Genomic DNA, 24586 nt, shown 5'->3' with positions numbered 1-24586 from the left:
CATGACTTGTTTGATTTTGCTCAATATCGCCAGTATTCGAAAATATAATTACGCATATCGCTCAATTTCGAACATATATTATTAAATGTGTGGCGTAATTCACATTAGTTGTAGGGCTATTTCTCTTAACATCGCCGCTGTATTGAAAACAACTGAGTTGTTTGCACAATTTGCACTGTGCACTTCTGATGGGATAGAAGGTAATGGAGGCTTTACATGTTGAGTATCTTTAAACCTGTGCCACATAAAGCACGCTTACCTGCAGCGCAGATAGACCCGGTCTATCGCAAGCTTCGCTGGCAAATTTTCTTAGGAATATTCTTCGGTTACGCTGCGTATTATCTGGTACGTAAGAATTTTGCGCTGGCGATGCCTTATCTGGTTGAGCAAGGTTTCTCCCGCGGTGATTTGGGCTTTGCACTGTCGGGAATTTCGATTGCTTACGGCTTTTCGAAATTCATCATGGGTTCCGTTTCTGACCGTTCGAATCCGCGCGTTTTCCTGCCCGTCGGCCTGATTCTTGCCGCCGCCGTTATGCTGTTTATGGGATTTGTTCCTTGGGCGACTTCGAGCATCGCGATTATGTTCGTTTTGCTGTTTCTTTGCGGATGGTTTCAGGGAATGGGGTGGCCACCTTGTGGTCGAACAATGGTGCACTGGTGGTCTAAGAAAGAGCGTGGCGGTATTGTATCGGTGTGGAACTGCGCCCATAACATTGGCGGTGGTTTGCCTCCGCTGCTGTTTCTGCTGGGAATGGCCTGGTTTAACGACTGGAAATCCGCGCTTTATATGCCCGCGTTTGGCGCGATTATCGTGGCGTTAATTGCCTTTGCTTTAATGCGCGACACCCCGCAGTCCTGTGGCCTTCCACCGATTGAAGAGTATAAAAACGACTATCCCGACGACTATAACGAAGAGGCAGAAGAAGAGCTTACTGCGAAGCAAATCTTCATGCGTTACGTGCTGCCAAACAAACTGTTGTGGTATATCGCGATTGCTAACGTCTTCGTTTATCTGCTGCGTTACGGCATCCTCGACTGGTCACCCACTTATCTGAAAGAAGTGAAGGATTTCTCGCTCGATAAGTCATCCTGGGCCTACTTCCTCTACGAATATGCCGGTATTCCAGGCACTCTGCTGTGTGGCTGGATGTCGGATCGTGTCTTCCGCGGTAACCGTGGTGCAACCGGCGTCTTCTTTATGACATTAGTGACTATTGCCACCATCGTTTACTGGCAGAACCCTATCGGTAATCCGAATGTTGATATGGCTTGTATGATAGTCATCGGCTTTCTGATCTACGGTCCGGTGATGCTGATTGGCCTGCATGCCCTTGAACTCGCACCGAAAAAAGCAGCAGGTACAGCAGCAGGCTTTACCGGATTATTCGGTTACCTGGGCGGCTCTGTTGCGGCCAGTGCTATTGTCGGTTATACCGTTGACTACTTTGGCTGGAATGGCGGGTTTATGGTAATGGTCGGGGGTTGTGTACTGGCTATTATCTTGCTGTTTATCGTAATGATGAGCGAAAAGCGCCACCATGAAATGATGCAGAAACGTAATGGTGATGAGGCTCATTAAGTAACAAAGGTAGTGATAAACCGCATGACAGCGACCTGTATCAATAACGGGTCGCTGTCAGAAATGGCATAGCTAGTATTGTTTATCGGCTAAGGCGATAGGTATAAGCATATTCAAGGCCCAGTGCGAAATCCCAGGGAACATGTTTGATAAACAGATACTCGCCCTCGACTGAGAAAGGAACCTCAACGGTTTTACCCTGGCACAATAAAGTACAGTTCTGAGGTGTTTCTCCCTGAACTAACTTTATTTTAATCGCACCCACCGGCCAGGACTGGCTAATCACATAGTCATTATTACCGACCTGGGTTAGCGCAACCTGCTCATCATCGCAGGCCAGCCGGGTACAGATTTCACTGTTATAAATAGCTTCGCCGTTAATTTCCATCCAGCGGCCAATATCGCGCAGTCGTTCTTGTTGCAAGGTCGGAATCCTACCGTCAGCGGTAGGGCCGACATTGAGCAGGAAATTGCCTCCTTTAGAAACGATACCAATTAACTGATTTACCAGCTCCTGGGAGGTACAGTAGTCTTCCAGCTGCTCCGCGCGGTTAAAGCCATACGACTTGCCGATACCGCGACTCTCTTCCCAGGCATGATGTTTACCGAAGCCCTCTTTATCGTTGTATTCGGTACTGTAGTAGTCACCGTGATTACCCGGCATGCCTTTATAGAAGCGATCGTTGACCACAACTTCGTCTTTATTACTCGCTTCATTATATAGCCAGGAAAGTAGCTCTTTAGTCTGGCTGAATTCCTCGCTGAGATCCCATTCTCCGCCATCAGAGAAAATCAGTGACGGCTGATAGTTTTGCACCAGCTCTTTAAGCTGTGGGATCAGAATTTCGTCAGGATAATCTTTTTCCGGAATACCGAATTTTTCCCGATCACGCTCAGGTACAAAATAACCGCCTTCTGCACGGTGGGTCCAGTTGGTTTCCCAGTCAATGATGGAGTAATAAATCCCCATTTTCAGGCCGTTATCACGTACTGCCTGCGTAATATCGCCGAGCAAATCACGTTTCGGGCCGGTATCACCGCTGTTCCAGTTTTGTTTATGCTTATTCCTGGTTGGCCACAAACAGAAGCCATCGTGGTGTTTCGTCGTTAGTACGACATATTTTGCACCTGAGGCTTTAAATAATTCAGCCCATGCCTCCGGCTGGAATAGTTCGGCCTTAAACTGTGGCGCAAAGTCACGATAGAGGAAATCTTTCCCGTAGTGTTGTTCATGAAAACCCGCATCATTATTACGATAGTTGCCATAAACGCTGGCGTAATACCATTCGGCGTAGGAGCCAAATAACGTATTATCGACGGTACGCCATGCCGGAACAGAAAAGACGCCCCAGTGGATAAATATGCCGAACTTAGCCTCGTTAAACCAGGCTGGCATTTCACGGCTGTCGAGACTTGCCCAGTCAGGCTGATAGGTTTTATTACTCATGAATCAATTCCTTTTTTTCTACAACTACAGTGTCAGTATCAGTATCGGGATCGGTTTTGGCAATGCAGATGCCGGTAACGGCATAGAAAGCGGCAATGATCAGCCCGGCGTAACATTGTACCGCCCATAAGGCATAATCCAGAGTTGGAACACCCAGGGTGCCGGCCATAAACACGCCTGCTGCGGTCCAGGGAATTAAGGGTTCAATAACGGTTGCCGCATCTTCAACGGTACGGGAAATATTTTTACGATGCAGTCCGTTATTCTCAAAGGCTTTACGGAATAACTCAGAAGGCAGTAAACAGGCAATATTGTTATTACCGGTTGCTGCGATTAAGGCAAGACAAGCAGCGATAGTTGAAAAAATAAGACCCGCAGCGCTTTTTACCACTTTGGTAAAGTTATTAATAATGATATCCAGTGCCTGGGTCAGGGTCAGCGGGCCGGCAAAAGAGAAGGCGCAAAGGATAACCAGAATTAATGGCATCATGGAAACGACGCCACCGCGTTGTAACAAGTTGCGGATACTCTCAGGGATAGCTTCAGGATGATCGGTGAGATTGCCGGCATTAAACCCTGATACCCAAGTATTGAGGTTCTCAATAATACCGATACCCTGGGTAAAGTAGGAAATAGCGATAGAGATACCGGTTGTGAATAACAGAACAGGGATCACCGGTTTTTTCATCAAAGCGCCAATAAGCACGATAAAAATCGGTACCGCCAGTATCCAGTGCGTGTTATAGAGAAGATGTATCTGATCGACAGTCTGCTGAGCAGAATCAGCACTGATCGCGGTTTCTTGCGTATATAAACCAATCACCAGGTAGATGATGACCGAGACAATATAGGCTGGGATCGTGGTTTTACATAAATGTTTAATATGCACATAGAGATCGAGATTATTGACGATAGCAGCAAAGTTAGAGGAACCGCTTAACGGCGAGATCTTATCTCCGAAGTAAGCACCACCGACGACTGCACCTGCAACAGCAGCTACGTTGGCATCTAAACCGTGGGCAACTCCCATAAAGGCGACGCCAATAGTGCCGGCGGAACCCCAGGACGTCCCGGTACAGGTTGCGACAATACTGGTGACGATAAAGGCAATCATCACGATATACTGAGGGTTAATAATTTTTAAACCCAGCGTAATTAAATAAGGAATAGTTCCTGAACTCATCCAGACACCAATAAGCCCGCCGACACACATTACAATCATCAATGAAGGTAATGCCTGCGAGAACTTCTGTACAATCTCATCGATGATATTCTGGAAGCTGTATCCTAACCACATTGCGACAAACGAGATAATGATTGCCGTAAGAATCAGTAACGCTTCTAGTTGTATATTCAGCAAGGTATAGCCGAAGATAATAAAAGAGAGTGAGAGCCCTAATAATAAAAAAGAACTGGCTAAACTGAGCTGTTTAGAACCGGGTCTTTTTAGCGGCTCTTGGATTGTAGACATAGAAAACCTCGCTATATTTATAATATTGTTGCGATAGCACACGAGTATGCGGACTCGTTATTTTTTTACATTATTATTTGAGAAAAAATCAGGCAAATATCACCTGTTCATATATATGACCTCGTAGCGTTTTTTAATTAAATATTATTGGTCGTGTAACGAGAATATCTGTTCCATCCTGACCCACTTTTCCCCTTCAGGTGTCCAGGGGGTCGGGCGCTGGAATTTCCACATTAAGGTTTCCCAGCGCTGGATCACCGGGTTAATTTGTGATTGCTGAGCAAAATGTTGCTCATCAAAGGTTTCGTCAACTTCCATCACCATTACCAGACGCGTACCTAGCCGATAAATTTCCATCCCCGTGACGCCGTGCTTGCAGATATGTGTCGCGACTTCAGGCCAGATTTTTTGATGAAGCTGACAGTATTCAGCGATTTTTTCTTCTGAATCGGCCAAATCAAGCGCCAGACAGAATCGTTCCATTTTCTTAATCATGATGTCGCCCTATCAAGATGCAGATATCCACCGTCGACGCTTAACCACTCGCCCGTGGTATGAGAAGTCCGGGATGAAAGTAAAAAGACCACGGTGTTAGCAATTTCCTGCGGAGTCGTCATGCGATTACCTAACGGCACGCGCTGGTTGATTTTCTCCAGTTCGACATCAGGGTCAGGGAAGGAGGTTATCCACTGTTTATACTGCGGGGTCATCACCTCTGCAGGCACCACGGCATTAACCCGCACGCCGCTGTGACGTAATGACAATGCCCATTCCCGAGTCAGCGATAAAATCGCGCCTTTTGCCGCACAGTAACCGCTGGTACCACCCTGGCCACTGAGTGCCGTTTTTGAGGCAATATTGACCACCGCGCCCCGGCTGATTTCCAGTGCTGACTGGCAGCAGTGCATCATTTGATAATAATGAAATAAGTTTTTTTCCAGCGACTGGATAAACGCGGTTCTGCCCGCTTCGATTCCCACTCCATCATTGATGCCTGCGTTATTAACTAATCCATCAATGCGACCAAAACGTTCTAGCACGTTTTGTACCGCGCCTGCACATTGTTGTTCATTGCATAAATCAGCAATCAATACCGTGCTTTCCGGTTGCTGCTGATTTAAGGCTGCCAGCCAGGCTTCATCGGGGGAGGTGTTAGTGATCATCACCGGAATGGCGCCTTCTTCAGCTAACAGCTGAGAAATGGCCGCACCGATACCTGAGCCACCTCCCGTGACAATCACGACTTTATTTTTTAAATACAGATCCATTTTATCCTCGCTCCAGACCATAAATTCGGGCTGCAGTTGTTCCCCAGATTGCGTCCTGCTCAGTGGGCGATAAGCGTTGTATCTCTTGATGTATCAGCTGACAGGTTTCATCATATTCAGCCGCTAACAAACAGACCGGCCAGTCCGATCCAAACATCAAACGAGAAGGGCCGAAGCGTGTCAGTGCTTCTTCGATAAAAGGACGTAGTAGCTCATGATTTCCCCGCTCGGCGGGATTTTCGGTGACCAATCCGGAAAGCTTACAGACCACATGGGGGAGGGCTGCCAAAGGCGCTATTTGTTTACCCCACTCAACAGCACCACGGGAAATATCGGGTTTACCGAGATGATCCAGTACCAACCAGTGATTATCATGCTGACCCGCAAAGCGAGCCGTGGCTGCGAGAGAGCGCCAGGTCACCAGTATCTCCCAGATATACTCCTGCTGTTGTAAGCGTTTTATTCCTTGAGTAACCGCTGGCTGGTATAGCCAGCCAGCCGGATCGGCTTCATCCTGAACTTGATGGCGAAACCCTTTTAGTAAGGGATGCTTGAGCATTTCAAGATGATGGTTTAAATCTGGCGACTGAATATCGACCCAGCCAACGACGGCATTGACGCCATCACCTTCTTCCGCCCACCTTAATAGCTGTTGGGTTTCCACCATGCTGTGACAGGCCTGAACACTGATTGAACCCTCGAATTGTTGCCCAGCCAGCAACGGTTGCAACGTCCCAGGCAGAAAATCCTGTTTAAGACGACCCAGTTGCTCAGTTATCCAAGGATACTGTAGCGGGTTATAGCGCCAATAGTGCTGATGGGCATCAATACGCATTTTTATGCTTCCTTCACCGAATAACGATATTTTTCACGCGACTCAGGATACATTTCGATGGAGAAGCCCGGCGCACTCGGTGGCATATAGGCCGCGCCACGAATTTCGCAAGGATGCAGGAAGTGTTCATGTAAATGGTCAACAAATTCAATCACGCGACCTTCATGGGTTCCGGCAATGGCGACAAAATCAATCATCGACAGATGCTGAACATACTCGCAGAGCCCAACGCCACCCGCATGCGGGCAGACCGGCAACTGGTATTTTGCTGCCATCAGCAATACCGCCAGGACTTCATTGACCCCACCCAGACGGCAGGCATCGATTTGCACTACATCGATAGCACCACGCATGATAAATTGCTTGAACAGAATTCGGTTCTGGCACATTTCACCGGTCGCGACTTTAACCGGCTCTACGCCTTCGCGAATTTTGCGGTGCCCTTCGATATCATCCGGGCTGGTGGGTTCTTCAATAAACCAGGGTTTAGCAAATGCCAGCTGTTTCACCCAGTCGATGGCTTCGCTCACTTCCCAGACCTGGTTGGCATCAATCATTAAATGGCGATCCGGGCCTAAAACTTCACGGGCGACCGTTACGCGGCGGATATCATCCTCCAGGTCACGACCCACTTTCAGTTTGATATGCGAGAAGCCTGCATCCACCGCTTCCTGACACAGACGACGTAATTTTGCATCGTCATAGCCCAGCCAGCCAGCAGAGGTGGTGTAGCAAGGGAAACCTTCTTCCTGTAATTGTTGTATCCTCTGTGCTTTACCTGCCTGACGTTGGGTCAGCAGCTCAAGTGCCTCTTCCGGGGTAATACAGTCAGTCAGATAGCGGAAATCGATACAACGCACCAGTTCTTCGGGTGACATATCGGCGACTAATCGCCACAGGGGTTTTCCTTCCGATTTGGCCCATAAGTCCCAGACGGCATTGACTACTGCACCGGTCGCCAGATGAATCGCACCTTTATCCGGGCCAATCCAGCGTAGCTGACTATCTCCGGTGATATCACACCAGAATTTCCCCATATCAGCGGCAATATCAGCCAGTTTACGGCCGATAACCAGAGGTTCGAGGGCGCGGATAGCGGCGCAGCAAATTTCATTTCCACGGCCAATGGTGAAAGTCAGCCCGTGACCATTCAGTGCCGGGTTATCGGTTTCGATAATCACATAAGCGGCGGAATAGTCCGGATCCGGATTCATCGCATCAGAACCATCAAGGTGCTGAGAGGTCGGGAAACGAATATCTTCCACGCGCAAAGCGGTTAAAGTGGTCATTATGCGGTCCCTACCGTGGTTTGACGTTGCTCTCCAAGACCTTCAATACCGAGGCTCATGACTTGTCCTTCACGTAGATAAACAGGCGGTTTTTGTCCCATTCCCACGCCTGGAGGCGTTCCGGTTGAAATAACATCTCCCGGTTGCAGGCTCATAAACTGACTCAGGTAACTAATAATTTGGGCGACGGTAAAAATCATCGTCCGGGTATTACCGTTTTGATAGCGTTTACCGTCGACTTCCAGCCATAAATCCAGCTGCTGCGGATCGGCGATTTCATCGGCGGTCACCAGCCATGGCCCCAGAGGTCCGAAAGTATCGCAGCCTTTCCCTTTATCCCAGGTGCCGCCACGTTCAATCTGGTATTCACGCTCTGAAACATCATTGATCACGCAATATCCGGCAACATGAGACAGGGCATCTTCTTCGGAGATATAGCTGCCACCTTGGCCGATAACCACACCCAATTCGACTTCCCAGTCCGTTTTTATCGAGCCACGAGGAATACGGACATCATCGTTTGGCCCAACCACGGCGCTGGTCCATTTACTGAAAATTATCGGTTCAGCGGGAATATCTGCGCCGGTTTCTGCCGCATGGTCGGCATAGTTAAGGCCGATACAGATAAATTTACCAATCTGCCCGACACAGGCTCCGATGCGTGGATTACCGGTGATTTCAGGCAGCTCGCTGACCGGAAGTTGGCGTAATTTATTCAGCGTTTCAGGAAGCAAAGCCTCGCCTGCAATATCAGAAATATGCTGAGATAAATCACGTAAAACACCTTGCTTATCCAGCAGCGCCGGACGTTCCTGGCCAGGCGTACCTACACGTACTAATTTCATGTCCTACTCCTTAATTAATTACTCCAGCCGCCATCGATAATCTGTACCGTGCCGGTTGTATAAGAACTGACGTCTGAAGCCAGATAAGCGGCTAACGCGGCTATCTCTTCAACGTTGCCAATACGCCCAATCGGCTGACGGGCGACAAAAGCGGCATAAACCTCTGCTTCGCTGCGTCCTTCCGCTTCTGCCTGGGTCGCAATACGCTGACGCAATGAAGGAGAGTCCACAGTTCCCGGGCAAATCGCATTACAACGAATACCCTCCCCGATATAGTCCGCGGCAACAGAGCGAGTCAGTCCAATAACGGCGGCCTTTGTCGTACTGTAAGCAAAGCGGTTGGCAACGCCTTTCACGCTCGATGCGACAGAGGACATATTGATAATTGAGCCGTTTTTCTTTGCTATCATCGCTGGTAAAAATGCCTGAATCATATGGAACATCGCAGTGACATTAAGATCTAACGCAAACTGCCAGTCCTTATCACTGCATTCCAGTAGTCCACCGCTATGGACCACGCCTGCACAGTTAAACAGCACATCCAGAGTGCCGATTTCTGCTACTGCCGCAGCAATCGCCTGCTTATCGGTAACATCCAGAATGAACGGGGTAATACCCGGTAAATTCTGTAATGCAGAAACATTGATATCACTGGCAATAACTTCTGCACCTTGGGCAGCAAAATATCGGGCGCTGGCAAGGCCAATTCCCTGTCCTGCAGCAGTGATAAGAACGCGTTTACCTTGTAAATTCATTACAGCCCCTATGGTTCAATGATCTAATGGTCAGGCCAATTTACGTGTGCATTGCCCATAAAACGGGTATAGGGTTACACTACAAACTTAGCTATCTGGGATGATGTTTTATTAACATTCGAATAACATTGAAAGCATCATGACGTTTTTTTGTGCGCGACATCACTGAATAAAAAAAAGGTTAAAATGAAATGCCGATAAAAAAAGTTGAAACCTCCAGACTTTACAGGCAGATAGCCGATCAACTTATAAAATTGATTGATAACAATGAATTTCCACCTGGCAGCCGCCTGCCGTCAGAGCGCGATCTGGCTGAACAGCTGCAAGTGAGTCGTGCTTCCGTTCGTGAGGCGATTATCGCTCTCGAGGTCATTGGCCTGGTTGATGTCAAAGTCGGCAACGGTGTTACCGTTAAAGCCCGCCCGAGTAATCATGAGCCCGTCATGCAGCAGGCGGGGCGTAATCAGTGGCTGGACTCAGATACCGATTTACCGATTAAGCTCGATCTCTCAACCGAATTGCCCCCGTTTTCTTTGCTGCAAGCTCGCCGTCTGATTGAGCCCGAAGCGGCTGCTCTTGCGGCATTGCATGCCAGCGATCAGGAATTGCTGACAATCCGCGAGGCCTATCTGCAAAATTGTGAAGATAACCGGGCCGGGTCGCGTGACCACCCTGGTGACCGCCTGTTTCATATTCGTATCGCTCAGTCCTGCGGTAATCCTGCCTATGGTTTTATGATGGGTTACCTGCTTGGTCACCGGTACGGCAGTATGTTCAGAACACTACAAGCCCACTATACTCCCGACGATATGCCCGATACCTCAGAGGCAGAACATCTCGCGATTTTACGGGCATTGGAAAAACGAGACTCAAAAGCAGCCCGCCTGGCAATGAAAGCGCATATCGACCGCGTTATTGCTATTTTTGGTCGTACCGATACTGATGAGTAATTATCTGGCCGGGATTGAGTCAGTTCCCGGCTACATTTTTCTCAGGATATCAATTGAGCTGCTATTTCATCGGTGACCACTCTGCCACGCGATACCGGGTAATACACCATAGATTATTCTTATGATTCAGATGCAATATTTCTATCGCAAATCTTATAGTACGGCCCATCACAAAGGCATAAACTGTGCCGCGGAAAATATTCCGAACTCGCTAGTATCTTCAATTTTTCAGGAATCCCTACATGTCTGGCATGTTAACTTTTCTTCGTGTGTGTCTGCTGGCGCTGGTGGCGTTTATGCCTCAGTGGACTATGGCGAGTGATAGCGATCCGCAAAATGGCGATGTGCCAGTCAAGATCAATGCTGCTGTCGAACTGCCTAAGATGCAGAAAGTGCTCGATAAGATTAAACAGCAGGTTTCGGGTGAAACCAATGATGCCCGACTAAAAGCGCTTAATGACTTGGCGCTTGAACTATCCAGTGATGCCGATCGTTTGACTCAGGCCCTGATCCCCTCAAGTACACAGCTCCAGGCTCAACTGCAGGTACTTGGCCCGGTTCCGGCCGCGGACAGCGGAGTAAAAGAACTCGCTGAGGTCACCAGTAAGCGCAGCAAGCTGGAAAGCCAGAAGACTAAAACGGACGAACAGATTAAGCAGGCGGAGGCTATCAAATCCGGGGCGATGAATCTTTCTGCCCAGATTGTTAACTTGCGCCGCGATGCGGTGAAAACCCAGCTGGCGCTTAATGCTGGCAGTATCTTTAGTCCGCGTTTTTGGTCTCCGCTGACCAATACGCAGAGCGATGACAGCGACAAAATTAGCGAGTTCTTTGATGAGCTGACCTCAGCTGTCACACTTTCCTTCACGCCAGACTGGATATTTGGCACGATAAGCTGGATTTTTGCGGCCGGTCTGGTTGCCACCCTGGGCCGACGCTACCTTGAGGAATTTCTTGCCTGGGTAGGTATCCACCACTTACCAGAGGGGCGATTACGTCGCAGTTTCCTCGCTGCCGCGACCGCACTGACTACGCTTGCAGCCGTGGTACTGGCATTTAATTTCCTCGATCTGGCATTTACCCGCAATGATGGGGTTGTTGATAGTGTCCGGGTCTTCGCTGATAAGCTGGTCGGATTAAGTATTTTTTGTGGTCTGATTGCCGGTCTTGGGCGCGCTTTTCTGTCCACACGCCGGCCTTCCTGGCGTTTGCCGCAAATCTCAGACCAGGTTGCACTGGCATTAAAGCCGTTTCCTCCTCTGACTGCCACGCTGGTGTTTATCTTCCAGGCGATTGAAAGTTTTATCAGCAGTGCAAATACCAGTGTCTCTACCACGATTTTTGCTAACGGTATGACTGCATTACTGATTGGGGCCACTGCACTGTCTATTAGCATGCGTACCAATCTGGTTCGTCGCCGTATGATTCAGGAGGGTATTCAGCCAGAAGCCAGATCGACGCTGGTTGGCTTGATTCAGATGGCGCTGACGTTGATTGGCTTTGCCATCATGCTGGCACTGGTGATTGGCTATATTACCCTCGCGCGTTTCCTTGCCTATGAGCTTATCTGGATGGGAATCGTCTTTGGCTTATTCTATATATTCAGTCAGTTGATCTCCGATGGTTGTGAAAGTTTGTTCTCGACCAATAATGCGTCCGGCAAGCGGATGCAGGCTTCCCTGAATATTAACGAGCGTCATCTTGGACAAGTTGCGGTACTGCTGAGTGCGATAGGAAAAACAGTCCTATTGCTGGCTGCTGTAATGGCACTACTGAACGGAACCCTGGGCAGTGCCACCCCTATTGAACTGGTGCAGAAGTCGATTGAGTTCTGGGGCGGTCAGGGGCTGGAGTCGATGAATATTGTCCCGGCACACGTCGTTAATGCTTTGCTTTGTCTGATAATAGGAAGCTGGGTGCTTCGTTCGGTGAAGCGCTGGCTGGAAAACGACTTTCTGCCAAAAACGACCATGGACAGGGGGATGCGGGTTTCGCTGATAACTTTGTTTAGCAATATTAGTTTTGTATTGTTAATCCTGATGACGTTGTCGATTATGGGTCTGCAATGGAACAAGCTGGCCTGGATTGTGAGTGCCCTGTCGGTAGGTATTGGTTTTGGCCTGCAGGAAATTGTGAAAAACTTTATCTCTGGCCTGATCCTGCTGACTGAGCGCCCGGTAAAAGTGGGTGATCTGGTGAGTATCAGCGGGATAGAAGGGGATATCCGTCGGATTAACGTGCGAGCCACGGAGATCCAGCTTAGCGATAAGTCCACGGTTATCGTGCCTAACTCGCAGTTTATTTCACAGAACGTACGCAACGTCACTATGGGTAATGCGCATGGCGTGGCGACTATTACTCTGACATTCCCATTGGATATTGACCCGGTACATGTGCGTCAGCTGTTGCTGGATGTATACAATGATAATGAGCGTATTTTAGAGACCCCGGAGCCGTCGGTATCTTTTAAGGATTTGACCTCGACCGGTATTATCATGTCGGTTACAGGCCAGGTGGCAAGTCCCCGGCAGGTTAGTGGTGCAAAAAGCGATCTGCTGTTTGATATTCTTACTCGTCTGCGTAAAGAAGGCGTGATGCTCTCTTCGCCGCAAACTATGGTGATTGAACGTAAAACAGGGAAAACCGAGCTGCGGGAAGCATCAGAGTAGCCGTACAGGGGCCGCTACCATTGCGTAGCGGCCTGACCTGTTTCAGAATCGCCAGGTCACGCCAATCACCGGGCCACTAAGCAGGGTGTTATACACATGTCCGTTATGATCATAATCCACCTTCAGTGCCTTATAACCCGCTGATACAGAAAGCGTATCAGTGAATGTATAAGTTGCGCTGGCAAGTATCGACCCAGTGAAATGAGATCCCGCGCCAAACCCGCCTATATCTGCCTCAGACTGAAGAGACCAGTTATCGGTCAGTGGAACGAAAATTCGCGTTCCTATTAACGGGTCAATCCATCCGAAGTCTTCACTATAAGACGCAGAGTGACTCCCTATCGATATATGGCTGGTGGTAACGCTAATGCTATTCGATATATGCCAGAATCGCATCCCTGTGAGCATATCGAGAGTAAACTCTGGCGTATCCAGTACTCGATATCCTCCGAGTAGCGTTGCCATAAACTGTGTTGAATCGACCCTACCCTCTGCACTGGCACCCGCCGGGATAGTGACACCCAGGCCTGGTATCTGGAATGCAGACAGTGGGCCACTTGCCCGTGCATCACGCGTATCGACATACATCAGATTGCCGGAGAGCACAAAACGCTGGTGGCGTGCCCAAAGATTCAGAAACCCACCCACTCTGAGGTGTTCCATCACATCAGAAAACGATTTATCCACGTCCAGGGTTGATCCCCGCTGGAATGGCGAAATTTTTCCGCTCAGGCTGGCTGCCCACAGAAAGGGGGTAACCTGTAAGGCCCAGTCTGATTTTTTATCCTCAAGGGTACTGATTTTCTGTGATTGAGCGAGGACAGGCAACGCCTGAATACCGTAAAGGGACAGCGCGATGAGAAGCGGCAATCGGTACAAAGTATCGTTCCTTTTCTGCTATACAGGGATATAGGTAAGAAGGATATTTATTCATCATAATAAGAATAAATATTAAATAGGATCTGATGATAAGTCAGAGTCTGATTAATACAACCGAATTTATCTACCCAGTATTTTTTTTAATTAATATAATTGATGAAGTTAAACCCACGAAATCAAAATGAGATAAGAGCTATGATCTTGAAAAAAAATTCATTTCTCTCTACCTGTAGTGTCGCACTTCTGTGTGCCGGAATGCTGATGCCAACGGTCGAAGCCTGTACACGACTGGTATATCTCGGTGCCAATGAGCAAGTGATTACCGCCCGCTCGATGGACTGGAAGGTCGATGTGGGTACCAACCTCTGGGTATTTCCGCGTGGAATGGAGAGAAGCGGAGAGGCCGGTAAAAACTCGGCTACCTGGAAATCAAAATACGGCAGCGTTATCGCCTCCGGTTATGATATCTCCACCACTGATGGTATGAATGAAGCCGGACTGGTCGCTAATGTGCTGTGGCTGGTCGAGTCGTCCTATCCTGAGCAGGATGCTAAAAAACCGGGTCTGACGATTGCGGCATGGGCGCAATACGTGCTGGATAATTTCGCTACGGTACAGGAAGCCGTTGATGTACTGAAAAAAGAACCCTTCAGCATCGTCACCGATAATGTGCCTGGAGAAGAGCGTCTGGCTACCTTGCATCTCTCGCTGTCAGATGCCAGTGGTGATAGCGCCATCATCGAGTATATCGACGGTAAGCAGGTGATCCACCATAGCCGTACCTATCAGGTGATGACCAACTCACCGACGTTTGAGAAACAACTGGTTATTGATGAGTACTGGAAACAGATTGGCGGCACCGTAATGCTGCCTGGGAGTAACAATGCGACTGACCGCTTTGCTCGCGCGGCCTTCTATGTCAACGCTATTCCTAAATCAGAAAATCTGGTTGAAGCGATTGCCAGTACTTTCAGCGTAATTCGTAATGTATCGGTTCCCTATGGTATTTCAACCCCCGACCAACCGAATATCTCCTCCACACGCTGGCGGACGGTATCTGACCAGAAAAACCGGGTTTACTTCTTCGAGTCAGCTCTGACGCCGAATGTTTTCTGGACCGATCTGAAAACCCTCGATTTCTCAGAGAAAACCGGAAAAGTAATGAAGCTGGACCTAGGTCCTAATCAGACCCATGTTTATGCAGGGAACGCCAACGAACACTATAAAGAGGCAAAACCGTTTAAATTCCTTGGTGTTTAAGACCCTAATATCTGATTTACCGGCCTGCTATATGTAGGCTGGTAACCTGTTTATTTCTATATCATTTATTTGGTTTTTTGTAATGAGTCAGCGCAGCTGGCGATAGCTTAGCCCCTCATCTTACCAGTAGAACACACTGGTTTTGTGCACAATTTCCTCTTCTATATTCTCTCTGTTTCTCAGTCTAAAGTGATCACGTTAACAATCTGGAGTAAATGTCCGGTTATTGTTTGTGTTTGTGTCAAGATTATTAAATGTAAGGCGTTTCATGGGTACAAGACGTAACACTCCCTACTACTGACACGGATAATAATTATGAATAATTCAGGAAGGTACCTTATGTGGGCGCTACTCTCCGTTATCGGAGCGTTCGCCTTGGGTTATATTGCGCTAAATCGGGGAGAACAGATCAACGCCCTGTGGATCGTCGTGGCTTCAGTGTGCGTTTATCTAATCGCCTATCGCTTTTATGGACGATATATCGCGAAAAATGTCTTACAGGTCGATCCCACCAGGATGACACCTGCGATCAAACATAATGACGGACTCGATTATGTCCCGACGGATAAAAAAGTCCTTTTTGGTCACCACTTTGCGGCGATTGCCGGTGCAGGGCCTTTAGTCGGACCGGTATTAGCGGCTCAGATGGGCTATTTGCCCGGCATGATCTGGCTCCTGGCGGGTGTAGTTCTGGCCGGAGCGGTGCAAGACTTTATGGTACTGTTCGTCTCAACCCGCCGGGATGGGCGTTCGCTGGGTGAACTGGTACGTGAAGAGATGGGCCCTACTGCCGGGGTACTGGCGCTAATCGCGACCTTTATGATTATGGTTATCATCCTCGCGGTACTGGCAATGATTGTGGTGAAAGCCCTGGCTCATAGCCCGTGGGGCACCTATACCGTGGCATTTACCATCCCGCTGGCGCTATTTATGGGGATTTATATTCGCTATCTGCGCCCCGGACGCATCGGTGAGGTTTCGATTATTGGTCTGGTATTGCTGGTGTTTGCCATTATATCAGGCGGTTGGGTTGCCGAGAGTGAAACCTGGGCACCGTGGTTTGACTATACGGGTGTGCAGCTAACCTGGATGCTGGTGGGCTATGGTTTTGTGGCCTCTGTACTGCCGGTATGGCTGCTGTTAGCGCCGCGTGACTATCTGTCAACTTTCCTGAAAATTGGCACCATTGTCGGACTGGCTATCGGCATTCTGATTATGCGTCCAACGCTGAGTATGCCAGCCCTGACTAAATTTATTGATGGCAGCGGTCCGGTGTGGGCAGGCGATCTGTTCCCATTCTTGTTTATTACTATCGCCTGTGGCGCGGTTTCAGGTTTCCATGCTCTGATTTCATCGGGCACTACACCTAAAATGCTCGCCAGTGAAGGCCAGGCCTGTTTTATCGGCTATGGCGGTATGCTGATGGAATCCTTTGTCGCCATTATGGCATTGGTCGCCGCCTGTATCATCGATCCGGGCGTCTACTTCGCCATGAACAGCCCGATGGCAGTTCTGGCCCCTGCGGGAACGGTTGATGTGGTCGCATCCGCCGCACAAGTGGTGAGTTCCTGGGGCTTTACGGTTACACCTGATTTACTGCATCAGATAGCGAATGAAGTGGGTGAGCAGTCTATTATTTCCCGTGCGGGTGGGGCACCTACGCTTGCGGTAGGTATGGCTTATATCCTTCATGGCGCACTGGGTGGCCTGATGGATGTGGCATTCTGGTATCACTTCGCTATTCTCTTTGAAGCATTGTTTATCCTGACCGCTGTGGATGCAGGAACCCGTGCTGCACGCTTTATGCTGCAAGACTTGCTGGGCGTGGTGAGCCCTGGGCTAAAACGTACCGATTCGCTGCCTGCTAACCTGCTAGCCACCGCGCTTTGTGTGCTGGCCTGGGGATATTTCCTGCATCAAGGGGTGGTTGACCCACTAGGTGGTATCAATACGCTCTGGCCGCTGTTCGGTATTGCTAACCAAATGCTGGCCGGAATGGCGCTGATGCTCTGTGCAGTAGTGCTGTTCAAAATGAAACGTCAGCGCTACGCATGGGTGGCTCTGGTGCCAACCGCATGGTTACTGATTTGTACTCTTACCGCGGGCTGGCAGAAATCATTCAGCCCGGATACCAAACTCGGCTTCCTGGCGATTGCTAATAAATTCCAGGCGATGATTGATAGTGGTAACATTCCTCCACAATATACCGAGTCACAGCTTGCGCAGCTGGTGTTCAACAACCGTCTGGATGCGGGTCTGACTATCTTCTTTATGGTCGTGGTGGTGGTGCTGGCTATCTTCTCTATTAAAACAGCCATGGCAGCCTTGAAAACAGACAAACCAACGTCAAAAGAAACACCGTACGAACCGATGCCGGCAGATGCAGCCTATCTGAGTGGCTCAACAAAACGCACACATTGATGTAAGATGTCACCCGGCCTGGCACGTTCAGGTCGGGTTTACTGAAAAAGGACAAAAATAATGTTTGATACACTCTCTAAAGCAGGCAGATACCTCGGCCATGCAGCAAAAATGATGGTCGGCGTGCCGGATTATGACAATTATGTGGAACATACCCGCATTAATCACCCGGACCAAACGCCTATGACCTATGAAGAGTTTTTCCGCGACAGGCAAGATGCGAGATATGGCGGAAAGGGCGGAGCCAAGTGCTGCTGATTGTCAGGACGGGTATATTTCGATGATATTGAAGGACGTGATGCCAGGGGGGCTAAGATGTATTCTCAATACATTATCGCTAGCTCACTTGCAGAGCGCTTAATTCTTTTTAAGTTTCTTTTTCTTCCATCTTAACGCTAACCATTCAAATTCTTGATACGTTGTCCCGGAGTTTATTTTGTCTCGTATCGCTTTGATGAGAGGCTCCGAAGTCTCCCAAGTATCAATAACTTTTTTCATTTAACCTCCTTTATACAGTGATATGCACCATAGGGTATTTTTCTCTAAATATTTTAATAGAACTTTAATGGCCTTGTTGGTCATCGTAGTCAATACCGCAGCGCGGTGTAAAGTGAAGCGGAATATATAAGATATGCCCGGGTTCTACACCTCAGCATCAACTTCTCACCGTAGTGGTACAGTAAAATTCATCTATCTATTCGCTTTCTGACAGCGCAATACATGGCCGGAAAACAGTCGGGCAATTGCGTTTTATCTGATGGTTTTTGATACAGATTATTACTATACTTTTATGTGCCAATTTTTGAATGCTTTTCATGAAAAATAATAACAATATCATAAAGTTAATTTTTTATTAAAAATGACTTCGGTTACGGGCTCTATGGTTTAGGGATACTGCTACAGATGGATTTACTCAGATTCTTGCTTCGTTTGCCTTTTACCTTGATAAAAGGCCTTTTTTGCCTGCTGGCTTTTATTTTCAGTCTGCTCGGGCGCATCATTAAACCTGTTGTCGGTAATATCGACTGGCAGCCTCCTGTCTGGTGGCCAGCCGTGTCCGGCTGGCTGAAACGCGGCTTTAAACGCATGGAATCTGGGGTTGATAAACATCCGAAAGCAATCTTCCTGGCGATTCTGGGGTTGATTGGCGTGGCAGTTGCGGGGGTTTATGGCTGGCACTGGTGGCTAAATCGCCCGCAGCCGATTGAACCGGCACCGATGGTGTATCAGAAAACCAGTGTGCGGATCAATGGTCCGGAAACACGCAATTATAGGGCGCAAAACCCAGCGCCTCAGCAGGTTGTCTTTACTTTTAATCACTCTGTCGCGCCGATAACAGATATCGACAAAGTGGTAGAAAAGGGTATTTCGTTAAATCCCACTGTAGCAGGTGAATGGAAATGGGTGACTGGCGACAAGCTGGTGTTCACGCCAAAACAGCCCTTGCCGATGGGCACAACCTGGAGCGTTAATTTCTCGCCAAAAGTTTTACTTGCGCCGCAAATTCAATTGCCGAAGACAGACTATGAATTTACTGCGCCAGCCTTCGACTATCAGATAAACAATTCGGAGTATTATCAGGATCCGCAGGACTCCCAAAAACGTAGTGCAATCTTTAACGTCAAATTCGATGCTCCGGTGGATGTGAGCAGTTTTGAGAAAAATATCTCTCTAGGCCTGAGGGAAGGGAAGGCCAAAACAGAATCAAAACTGAAGTTCTCCGTGGTTTACGATCAGAAAAAACTTAATGCCTGGGTACATTCTGAACCGCTGAAATCACTCGATTACGGTGGTTCTGTGAATCTGACGATAGATAAGGGTGTGAAGGCATCGGTCGCGTCAAATGCCACTACCCAGGCGCGCAGTGCCAGCGTTTCTGTGCCGAATCTTTATAGTCTGAAAGTGAATAACATCAGTGCCCAGCTCGTTGATTCCGATGGTGCAAAAGGACAGCGCGTACTGGTTATTGATTTCAGCGATGCAGTAAAGGACAAAGATATTCGCCGGGCAGTAAAAGTTTGGTTGCTGCCACAGCACAATCCTAATGATTCAGAGGCTGCGACCGGTCCGGACGATTACGCTAACTGGAATGTCAACGCTATCGAGAATAACGTGCAGGCTCAATCCACGCCGCTCGAGATCCAGTTGAACGAAGGCGAGAGCGACTATCAGCCTCAATTTAGTTTCCAGTTTGATGCTCCCGCCCATCGCTCCATGCTGGTAGAGGTGAATAATGTACTGACCTCTTCCGGTGGCTATAAAATGCCGGAAAAAAACTACTTTATTGTTAGCGTTCCGGAGTATCCGAAGTCTTTGCAATTTATGTCACAGGGTTCGCTGCTGTCAGTGAAGGGTGACAAGCAAATTAGCGTAGCTGCGCGTAACGTGCCAGGAATGCGCCTGGACATCAAACGGGTGATCCCGAGCCAGCTGCAACATATCGTATCATTCAAAAGTCGCGAGTATTCATCGGTGGATTTTAATCGTCTTGGCGATGAGTATTTTACCGAACACTTCAAATATCAGACTGCGATAAATAATGATAACCCAGGAGAGGTTAACTACCAGGGCATAGATCTTTCCCGTTATCTCACGACCGATCCCAGTTCGCATCGTGGAGTATTCCTGCTGACACTCTCAGAGTGGGATCCGAAAAAGAGAGAAGATACCGCGCGTGATGATGAGGATCTTTCGTATCAGGAGGGGAGTGAAGAATTGGCGGTCGGTGATTCACGCTTTGTGGTGGTAACCGATCTGGGAATTATTGCCAAGCGTTCACAGGATAAAAACCGCGATGTATTTGTGCAGTCTATTCACGATGGCACACCGGTCAGCAACGCCAAAGTATCGGTTATTGGTAAAAATGGCGTTGCGTTACTGACGCAAACTACCGGTGACGACGGTCACGTACGTTTTCCGGCGCTGGATGTTTATACCAGTGAACGCACGCCTGTGATGTTCCTGGTTGAAAAAGAAGGCGATGTTTCGTTCCTGCCCGTCGACTACAGCAATGACAGATGGCTCGACTTCTCACGCTTTAATGTCGGTGGTGATGCTACGCCGAGTGACCCTCGTACATTAAGCAGCTACCTGTTCTCCGACAGGGGCGTCTATCGTCCGGGTGATACCTTCAATATTGGTCTGATTACCCGTGCTGCTAACTGGAGCCTGGGCTTAGCGGGTGTACCTGTTCGTGCTGAAATCCACGATCCGCGTGACAAACTGATGAGAACTGTTCCACTGACTCTTGGTTCTGCTGGTTTCAATGAGCTGAGTTATACCACGGATGAGAACTCACCTACCGGTGAGTGGAATATCTATCTGTACCTGGTTGGCAAAGATAATGAGTCTTCCGTATTGCTGGGGCATACCGCCGTCAATGTAAAAGAGTTCGAGCCGGATCAGCTAAAAGTAAAACTGCAGCTGACACCAGAACGTAAACAGGGATGGGTAAAACCTACGGAGCTACAGGCCAGTATTGATGTACAAAATCTGTTTGGTACACCAGCACAGGATCGCCGCGTAGCATCGAAACTGACGTTACGTCCGATGTATCCGAGTTTTGATGCGTTCCCGGACTATGCTTTTTACGAAAATCATCAGAACAGTGACGGGTTTGAAGCTGAGCTGGAAGACCGTACAACGGATGAGAAGGGTAGTGCGGATATTCCGTTGGACCTGAAAAATTATGCTGATGCCACCTACCAGCTGCAGCTGTTGTCAGAAGCCTTTGTGGCGGGCGGCGGACGTTCAGTCTCTGCGACTGCACGAGTATTGGTTTCACCTTATGATTTTCTGATTGGTATGAAACCGGATGGTGATGTGGGATACATCAATCGCGATGCGGTTCGTCATCTGAATATCATTGCTATTAACCCAATGCTGAAACAGATTGCCCTGCCAGACCTGAAAGTCGTATTGATCGAACAGAAATATATTTCTGTTCTGACTCAGCAGGATTCCGGGGTCTATAAATATCAGTCCAAGCTGAAGGAAGTTCAGCTATCAGAAGAACCGCTTTCGCTCTCTGAGCAGGGCAGTGACCTGGTGCTTGCAACGGATAAACCGGGCGATTTTGTGCTGGTAGTAGAAGACTCACAGGGCAAAGTGCTCAACCGTCTCTCTTATACCGTTGCGGGTAATGCTAACCTCAGCCGCTCGCTGGATCGCAACGCTGAACTGAAAATTAAGCTCAATAAGGCGGAATACCTGCCGGATGAAGAGATAGAGGTCGCCATCAATGCGCCTTATACCGGCAGCGGGCTTATCACTATCGAAAAAGACAAAGTGTATAGCTGGCAGTGGTTCTCGACAGATACCACCAGCACCGTCCAGAAAATCCGTCTGCCTGCTGACATGGAAGGTAACGGCTATATCAACGTCCAGTTTGTACGTAATGTGAACTCTGATGAAATCTTTATGAGTCCACTGAGTTATGGCGTGATGCCATTCAAGATCAGTACTAAAGCGCGCCAGAATGCCCTCGCTGTGAATGTCCCGGACGTGATTAAACCGGGCAATAATCTGACGATGACAGTTACCACAGAAGGACCACAGCAGGTCGCGCTGTTTGCTGTTGATGAAGGTATTTTGCAGGTTGCCCGTTATCGTTTAACCGATCCGCTCGACTATTTCTTCCGTAAACGCTCACTGGATGTGGACAGCTCGCAAATCCTCGATCTTATCCTGCCGGAGTTCAGCAAGTTGATGCAGCTGAGCGCAGCGCCAGGAGGTGACGGCGGCGAAGGGCTGGATCTGAATGTTAACCCGTTTAAACGCAAACGTGATAAACCCGTCGCTTACTGGTCCGGTATCACAGAAGTGAATGGCGAGAAGCAGTTTGACTATCCGGTGCCAGATTACTTCAACGGTAAAATCCGCGTTATGGCGATTTCCGTGACTCCGGAAAAAATCGGCAAAACGCAGACTTCGGTGACCGTGCGTGACAACTTCATCATGACGCCAAACGTACCTGCGATGGTGGCGCCTGGAGATGAGTTTGATATCAGCGTCGGAGTCAGCAATAACCTTGAAGGGCTGAACGGTAATAGTGTGGATATCAATCTGCATCTGACCGTACCTCCGTCACTGGAAGTGATAGGTAAAGCGGACCAAAGTCTGTCGCTGGCGGAAAAACGCGAAGGCGTGGTTAATTTCCGTCTGCGGGCGAATGCCGTGCTGGGTGATGCTCCACTGATTTTTGACGCCCGATACGGCGATAAAACCAGCCGTCGTACGATCAGTACATCAGTCCGCCCGGCCATGCCATACCGTACGCAATCGGTAATGGGGCGCATGAGCGGTAGTAGCCAGAATATTGATAATCTGCGCCAGATGTTTGATGCCTATTCAGTGCGTAATGCGGCGGTTTCTAACTCGCCTCTGGTGCTGACTAACGGGCTTTCTCAGTATCTGGAGGATTATCCTTATTATTGCTCTGAACAGATTGTCAGCCGTTCTATTCCACTGATCCTCACGGGCGCTCATCCGGAAATGAGCGGTTCGCAGAACCAGGCGGAAAACAGTAAAAAACTGAAAGACATGATGGCTGTTCTGCGTTCACGACAGAATGATAACGGTGCAATTGGTATGTGGAGATCGTCCCCGCAAGTCGATCCGTTTGTCACGCCTTACGTGGTGCAATACCTGCTGGAAGCAAAAACCGCTGGAATAGCTCTGCCACAGGGCATGCTGGACGAAGCGAATGCGGCACTCCGTGAGCTGGCTGCCAGTCAGTATGATGATTTATATTCTCTGCGTTTACGCACCTGGGCAATTTATTTGCTGACACGTCAGGGCATCATAACCACCAGTGCACTGGCATCCGTTCAGGACCAGCTGCAACGGCTCTATCCGGACAGCTGGAAAACCGATCTCAGTGCGCTGTATCTGGCATCGTCTTACCGTATGCTGAAAATGGATGATGAAGCTAACAAGCTTCTGCAACCAACCTGGCAGCAGCTGAATAAGGCATATGACAAAGGCTGGTGGACACAAAATTACTTTGACCCACTGGTTCAGGACGCGACAAGACTGTATCTGATCACGCGGCACTTCCCGGAAAAAGTGTCTGCGATTCCACCTCAGGTACTGGAAAATATGGTCAAATTGTTAAAAGAGGAGCGTTACACTACTTACTCTTCAGCAATGAGCATCCTGGCGCTGGAAGGGTATTCTTCTCAGATAGCTGCCGAGGCAGTGTCCCCGGATGCACTGAAAATCTTCCAGATCGGTAAAAACAAAGGTGCTGAACCACAGCTGATTTCCAGCCTTCAAGGGTTATTTGCGAAAGCACATTTCACCGCAGATACTGAGAGTCTGCGCATTCAAAACGCGAATAATGCACCCGCATGGTATGTGGTGACCCAGGCTGGCTTCGATTTGGCGGCACCGAAAGAAGCGATTTCGCGGGGACTGGAAATTACCCGTGATTACACCGATGAGCAGGGTAAACCTGTGACTCAGGTTATCCTGGGGCAGAAAATTAATGTACACCTGAAGGTTCGCGCTAACTCGAAAGAAGGGCAGGATAATTTAGCCATTGTTGATTTGCTGCCAGGCGGATTTGAAGTCGTACAACAGACGCCACCGCAAGCTGATAGTGATTCAGAGGAAATGGAAGAGGATGCTTCTGCGTCCTGGCAGTCACCGCTTGCCGCTGCGGGTTCAACCTGGGCCCCTGATTACAGCGATATTCGTGAAGATCGCGTGGTGATTTACGGTAGTGCCAGCACCGATGTGCAGGAGTTTGTCTATCAAATCAAGGCGACCAATACCGGGAGTTTCACCATCCCACCTGTCTATGGTGAAGCGATGTATAACCGTGAAGTGCAGGCGTTGTCCGTTAGTGACCAAAAACTGGTGGTAGTGCCTGCCGGGGAACCGGTTGTTGCTAAACAATAATCGACCGCAGACG

The 24586-nt window shown here is 48.8% G+C and carries 16 protein-coding genes and 1 pseudogene; 7 read left to right on the top strand and 10 right to left on the bottom strand.

Annotated features, from left to right (window positions below; genetic code table 11):
* Window positions 1-216: 216 nt before the first annotated feature.
* Window positions 217-1581, top strand: a complete 1365-nt coding sequence (gene glpT, locus M2387_RS11385) for a glycerol-3-phosphate transporter (RefSeq protein ID WP_259049360.1) — start codon at window positions 217-219, stop codon at window positions 1579-1581.
* 82 nt (window positions 1582-1663) lie between these two features.
* Here the strand turns inward: glpT and M2387_RS11380 are convergent, their stop codons facing one another.
* The 8 genes from M2387_RS11380 to M2387_RS11345 all read right to left on the bottom strand — a co-directional run bounded on the left by M2387_RS11380 (window position 1664) and on the right by M2387_RS11345 (window position 9491).
* Window positions 1664-3028, bottom strand: a complete 1365-nt coding sequence (locus M2387_RS11380) for an alpha-L-fucosidase (RefSeq protein WP_259049358.1) — start codon at window positions 3026-3028, stop codon at window positions 1664-1666.
* Window positions 3021-4499, bottom strand: a complete 1479-nt coding sequence (gene nhaC / locus M2387_RS11375; protein WP_259049356.1) for a Na+/H+ antiporter NhaC — start codon at window positions 4497-4499, stop codon at window positions 3021-3023. The genes M2387_RS11380 and nhaC overlap by 8 nt, the downstream gene beginning before the upstream one ends.
* Window positions 4500-4643: 144 nt before the next feature.
* Window positions 4644-4994, bottom strand: a complete 351-nt coding sequence (locus M2387_RS11370) for an L-rhamnose mutarotase (protein WP_259049354.1) — start codon at window positions 4992-4994, stop codon at window positions 4644-4646.
* Entirely contained in the window at window positions 4991-5767 is a 777-nt protein-coding gene (locus M2387_RS11365; RefSeq protein ID WP_259049352.1) for an L-fucose dehydrogenase, read from the bottom strand. The genes M2387_RS11370 and M2387_RS11365 overlap by 4 nt, the downstream gene beginning before the upstream one ends.
* 1 nt (window position 5768) lies before the next feature.
* Window positions 5769-6602, bottom strand: a complete 834-nt coding sequence (locus M2387_RS11360; protein WP_259049351.1) for an amidohydrolase family protein — start codon at window positions 6600-6602, stop codon at window positions 5769-5771.
* A gap of 2 nt (window positions 6603-6604) precedes the next feature.
* The gene (locus M2387_RS11355) at window positions 6605-7891 is read right to left on the bottom strand and encodes an L-fuconate dehydratase (protein WP_259049349.1); all 1287 of its coding nucleotides are present in this window, start codon (window positions 7889-7891) and stop codon (window positions 6605-6607) included.
* On the bottom strand, window positions 7891-8736 hold the full coding sequence (locus M2387_RS11350; protein ID WP_259049347.1) for a fumarylacetoacetate hydrolase family protein: 846 nt from the start codon (window positions 8734-8736) through the stop codon (window positions 7891-7893). The genes M2387_RS11355 and M2387_RS11350 overlap by 1 nt, the downstream gene beginning before the upstream one ends.
* 14 nt (window positions 8737-8750) lie before the next feature.
* Complete coding sequence (locus M2387_RS11345) at window positions 8751-9491, bottom strand: SDR family oxidoreductase (protein WP_259049345.1); 741 nt, start codon at window positions 9489-9491, stop codon at window positions 8751-8753.
* A 191-nt stretch (window positions 9492-9682) separates the two neighbouring features.
* Between M2387_RS11345 and M2387_RS11340 the strand changes: the two genes are divergently transcribed.
* Both M2387_RS11340 and M2387_RS11335 read left to right on the top strand, forming a co-directional pair.
* A complete protein-coding gene (locus M2387_RS11340; RefSeq protein ID WP_259049343.1) occupies window positions 9683-10441 on the top strand; it encodes a FadR/GntR family transcriptional regulator in 759 nt (252 codons plus the stop codon).
* A gap of 242 nt (window positions 10442-10683) precedes the next feature.
* Window positions 10684-13110, top strand: coding sequence for a DUF3772 domain-containing protein (locus M2387_RS11335; protein ID WP_259049341.1), 2427 nt, complete (start codon window positions 10684-10686; stop codon window positions 13108-13110).
* A gap of 42 nt (window positions 13111-13152) precedes the next feature.
* Here the strand turns inward: M2387_RS11335 and M2387_RS11330 are convergent, their stop codons facing one another.
* Window positions 13153-13989 (bottom strand): porin family protein, encoded by an 837-nt coding sequence (locus tag M2387_RS11330; RefSeq protein WP_259049338.1) that lies wholly within the window; start codon window positions 13987-13989, stop codon window positions 13153-13155.
* Between the two features lie 195 nt (window positions 13990-14184).
* Here M2387_RS11330 and M2387_RS11325 point away from each other — a divergent pair, with 195 nt between their 5' ends.
* From M2387_RS11325 to M2387_RS11315, 3 genes are all read left to right on the top strand, one after another.
* Entirely contained in the window at window positions 14185-15249 is a 1065-nt protein-coding gene (locus M2387_RS11325) for a linear amide C-N hydrolase (RefSeq protein WP_409039801.1), read from the top strand.
* A gap of 315 nt (window positions 15250-15564) precedes the next feature.
* The gene (gene cstA / locus M2387_RS11320) at window positions 15565-17670 is read left to right on the top strand and encodes a pyruvate/proton symporter CstA (RefSeq protein WP_259049336.1); all 2106 of its coding nucleotides are present in this window, start codon (window positions 15565-15567) and stop codon (window positions 17668-17670) included.
* Window positions 17671-17730: 60 nt separating this feature from the next.
* Window positions 17731-17928 carry a YbdD/YjiX family protein gene (locus M2387_RS11315; protein WP_259049334.1) on the top strand — a complete coding sequence of 66 codons (198 nt, stop codon included), beginning with the start codon at window positions 17731-17733 and terminating at the stop codon, window positions 17926-17928.
* Window positions 17929-18027: 99 nt separating this feature from the next.
* On the opposite strand, the pseudogene M2387_RS11310 reads toward M2387_RS11315, so the two are convergent.
* Window positions 18028-18159: pseudogene (locus tag M2387_RS11310) on the bottom strand (DUF4760 domain-containing protein); the annotation flags it as partial.
* A gap of 414 nt (window positions 18160-18573) precedes the next feature.
* Here M2387_RS11310 and M2387_RS11305 point away from each other — a divergent pair.
* The gene (locus M2387_RS11305; protein ID WP_259049331.1) at window positions 18574-24573 is read left to right on the top strand and encodes an alpha-2-macroglobulin; all 6000 of its coding nucleotides are present in this window, start codon (window positions 18574-18576) and stop codon (window positions 24571-24573) included.
* The last annotated feature ends 13 nt before the right edge of the window (window positions 24574-24586 follow it).

It is taken from the genome of Klebsiella sp. BIGb0407, from assembly GCF_024807845.1.
Lineage (GTDB): Bacteria > Pseudomonadota > Gammaproteobacteria > Enterobacterales > Enterobacteriaceae > JGM124.
The sequence above is the reverse complement of the archived record's forward strand: the minus strand, read 5'-3'. Positions and strand labels throughout refer to the sequence as shown.

Coding starts and splice junctions, on each gene's coding strand:
- glpT (WP_259049360.1), top strand. CDS start 217: ATGTTGAGTATCTTTAAACCTGTGCCACATAAAGCACGCTTACCTGCA.
- M2387_RS11380 (WP_259049358.1), bottom strand. CDS start 3,028: ATGAGTAATAAAACCTATCAGCCTGACTGGGCAAGTCTCGACAGCCGT.
- nhaC (WP_259049356.1), bottom strand. CDS start 4,499: ATGTCTACAATCCAAGAGCCGCTAAAAAGACCCGGTTCTAAACAGCTC.
- M2387_RS11370 (WP_259049354.1), bottom strand. CDS start 4,994: ATGATTAAGAAAATGGAACGATTCTGTCTGGCGCTTGATTTGGCCGAT.
- M2387_RS11365 (WP_259049352.1), bottom strand. CDS start 5,767: ATGGATCTGTATTTAAAAAATAAAGTCGTGATTGTCACGGGAGGTGGC.
- M2387_RS11360 (WP_259049351.1), bottom strand. CDS start 6,602: ATGCGTATTGATGCCCATCAGCACTATTGGCGCTATAACCCGCTACAG.
- M2387_RS11355 (WP_259049349.1), bottom strand. CDS start 7,891: ATGACCACTTTAACCGCTTTGCGCGTGGAAGATATTCGTTTCCCGACC.
- M2387_RS11350 (WP_259049347.1), bottom strand. CDS start 8,736: ATGAAATTAGTACGTGTAGGTACGCCTGGCCAGGAACGTCCGGCGCTG.
- M2387_RS11345 (WP_259049345.1), bottom strand. CDS start 9,491: ATGAATTTACAAGGTAAACGCGTTCTTATCACTGCTGCAGGACAGGGA.
- M2387_RS11340 (WP_259049343.1), top strand. CDS start 9,683: ATGCCGATAAAAAAAGTTGAAACCTCCAGACTTTACAGGCAGATAGCC.
- M2387_RS11335 (WP_259049341.1), top strand. CDS start 10,684: ATGTCTGGCATGTTAACTTTTCTTCGTGTGTGTCTGCTGGCGCTGGTG.
- M2387_RS11325 (WP_409039801.1), top strand. CDS start 14,185: ATGATCTTGAAAAAAAATTCATTTCTCTCTACCTGTAGTGTCGCACTT.
- cstA (WP_259049336.1), top strand. CDS start 15,565: ATGAATAATTCAGGAAGGTACCTTATGTGGGCGCTACTCTCCGTTATC.
- M2387_RS11315 (WP_259049334.1), top strand. CDS start 17,731: ATGTTTGATACACTCTCTAAAGCAGGCAGATACCTCGGCCATGCAGCA.
- M2387_RS11305 (WP_259049331.1), top strand. CDS start 18,574: ATGGATTTACTCAGATTCTTGCTTCGTTTGCCTTTTACCTTGATAAAA.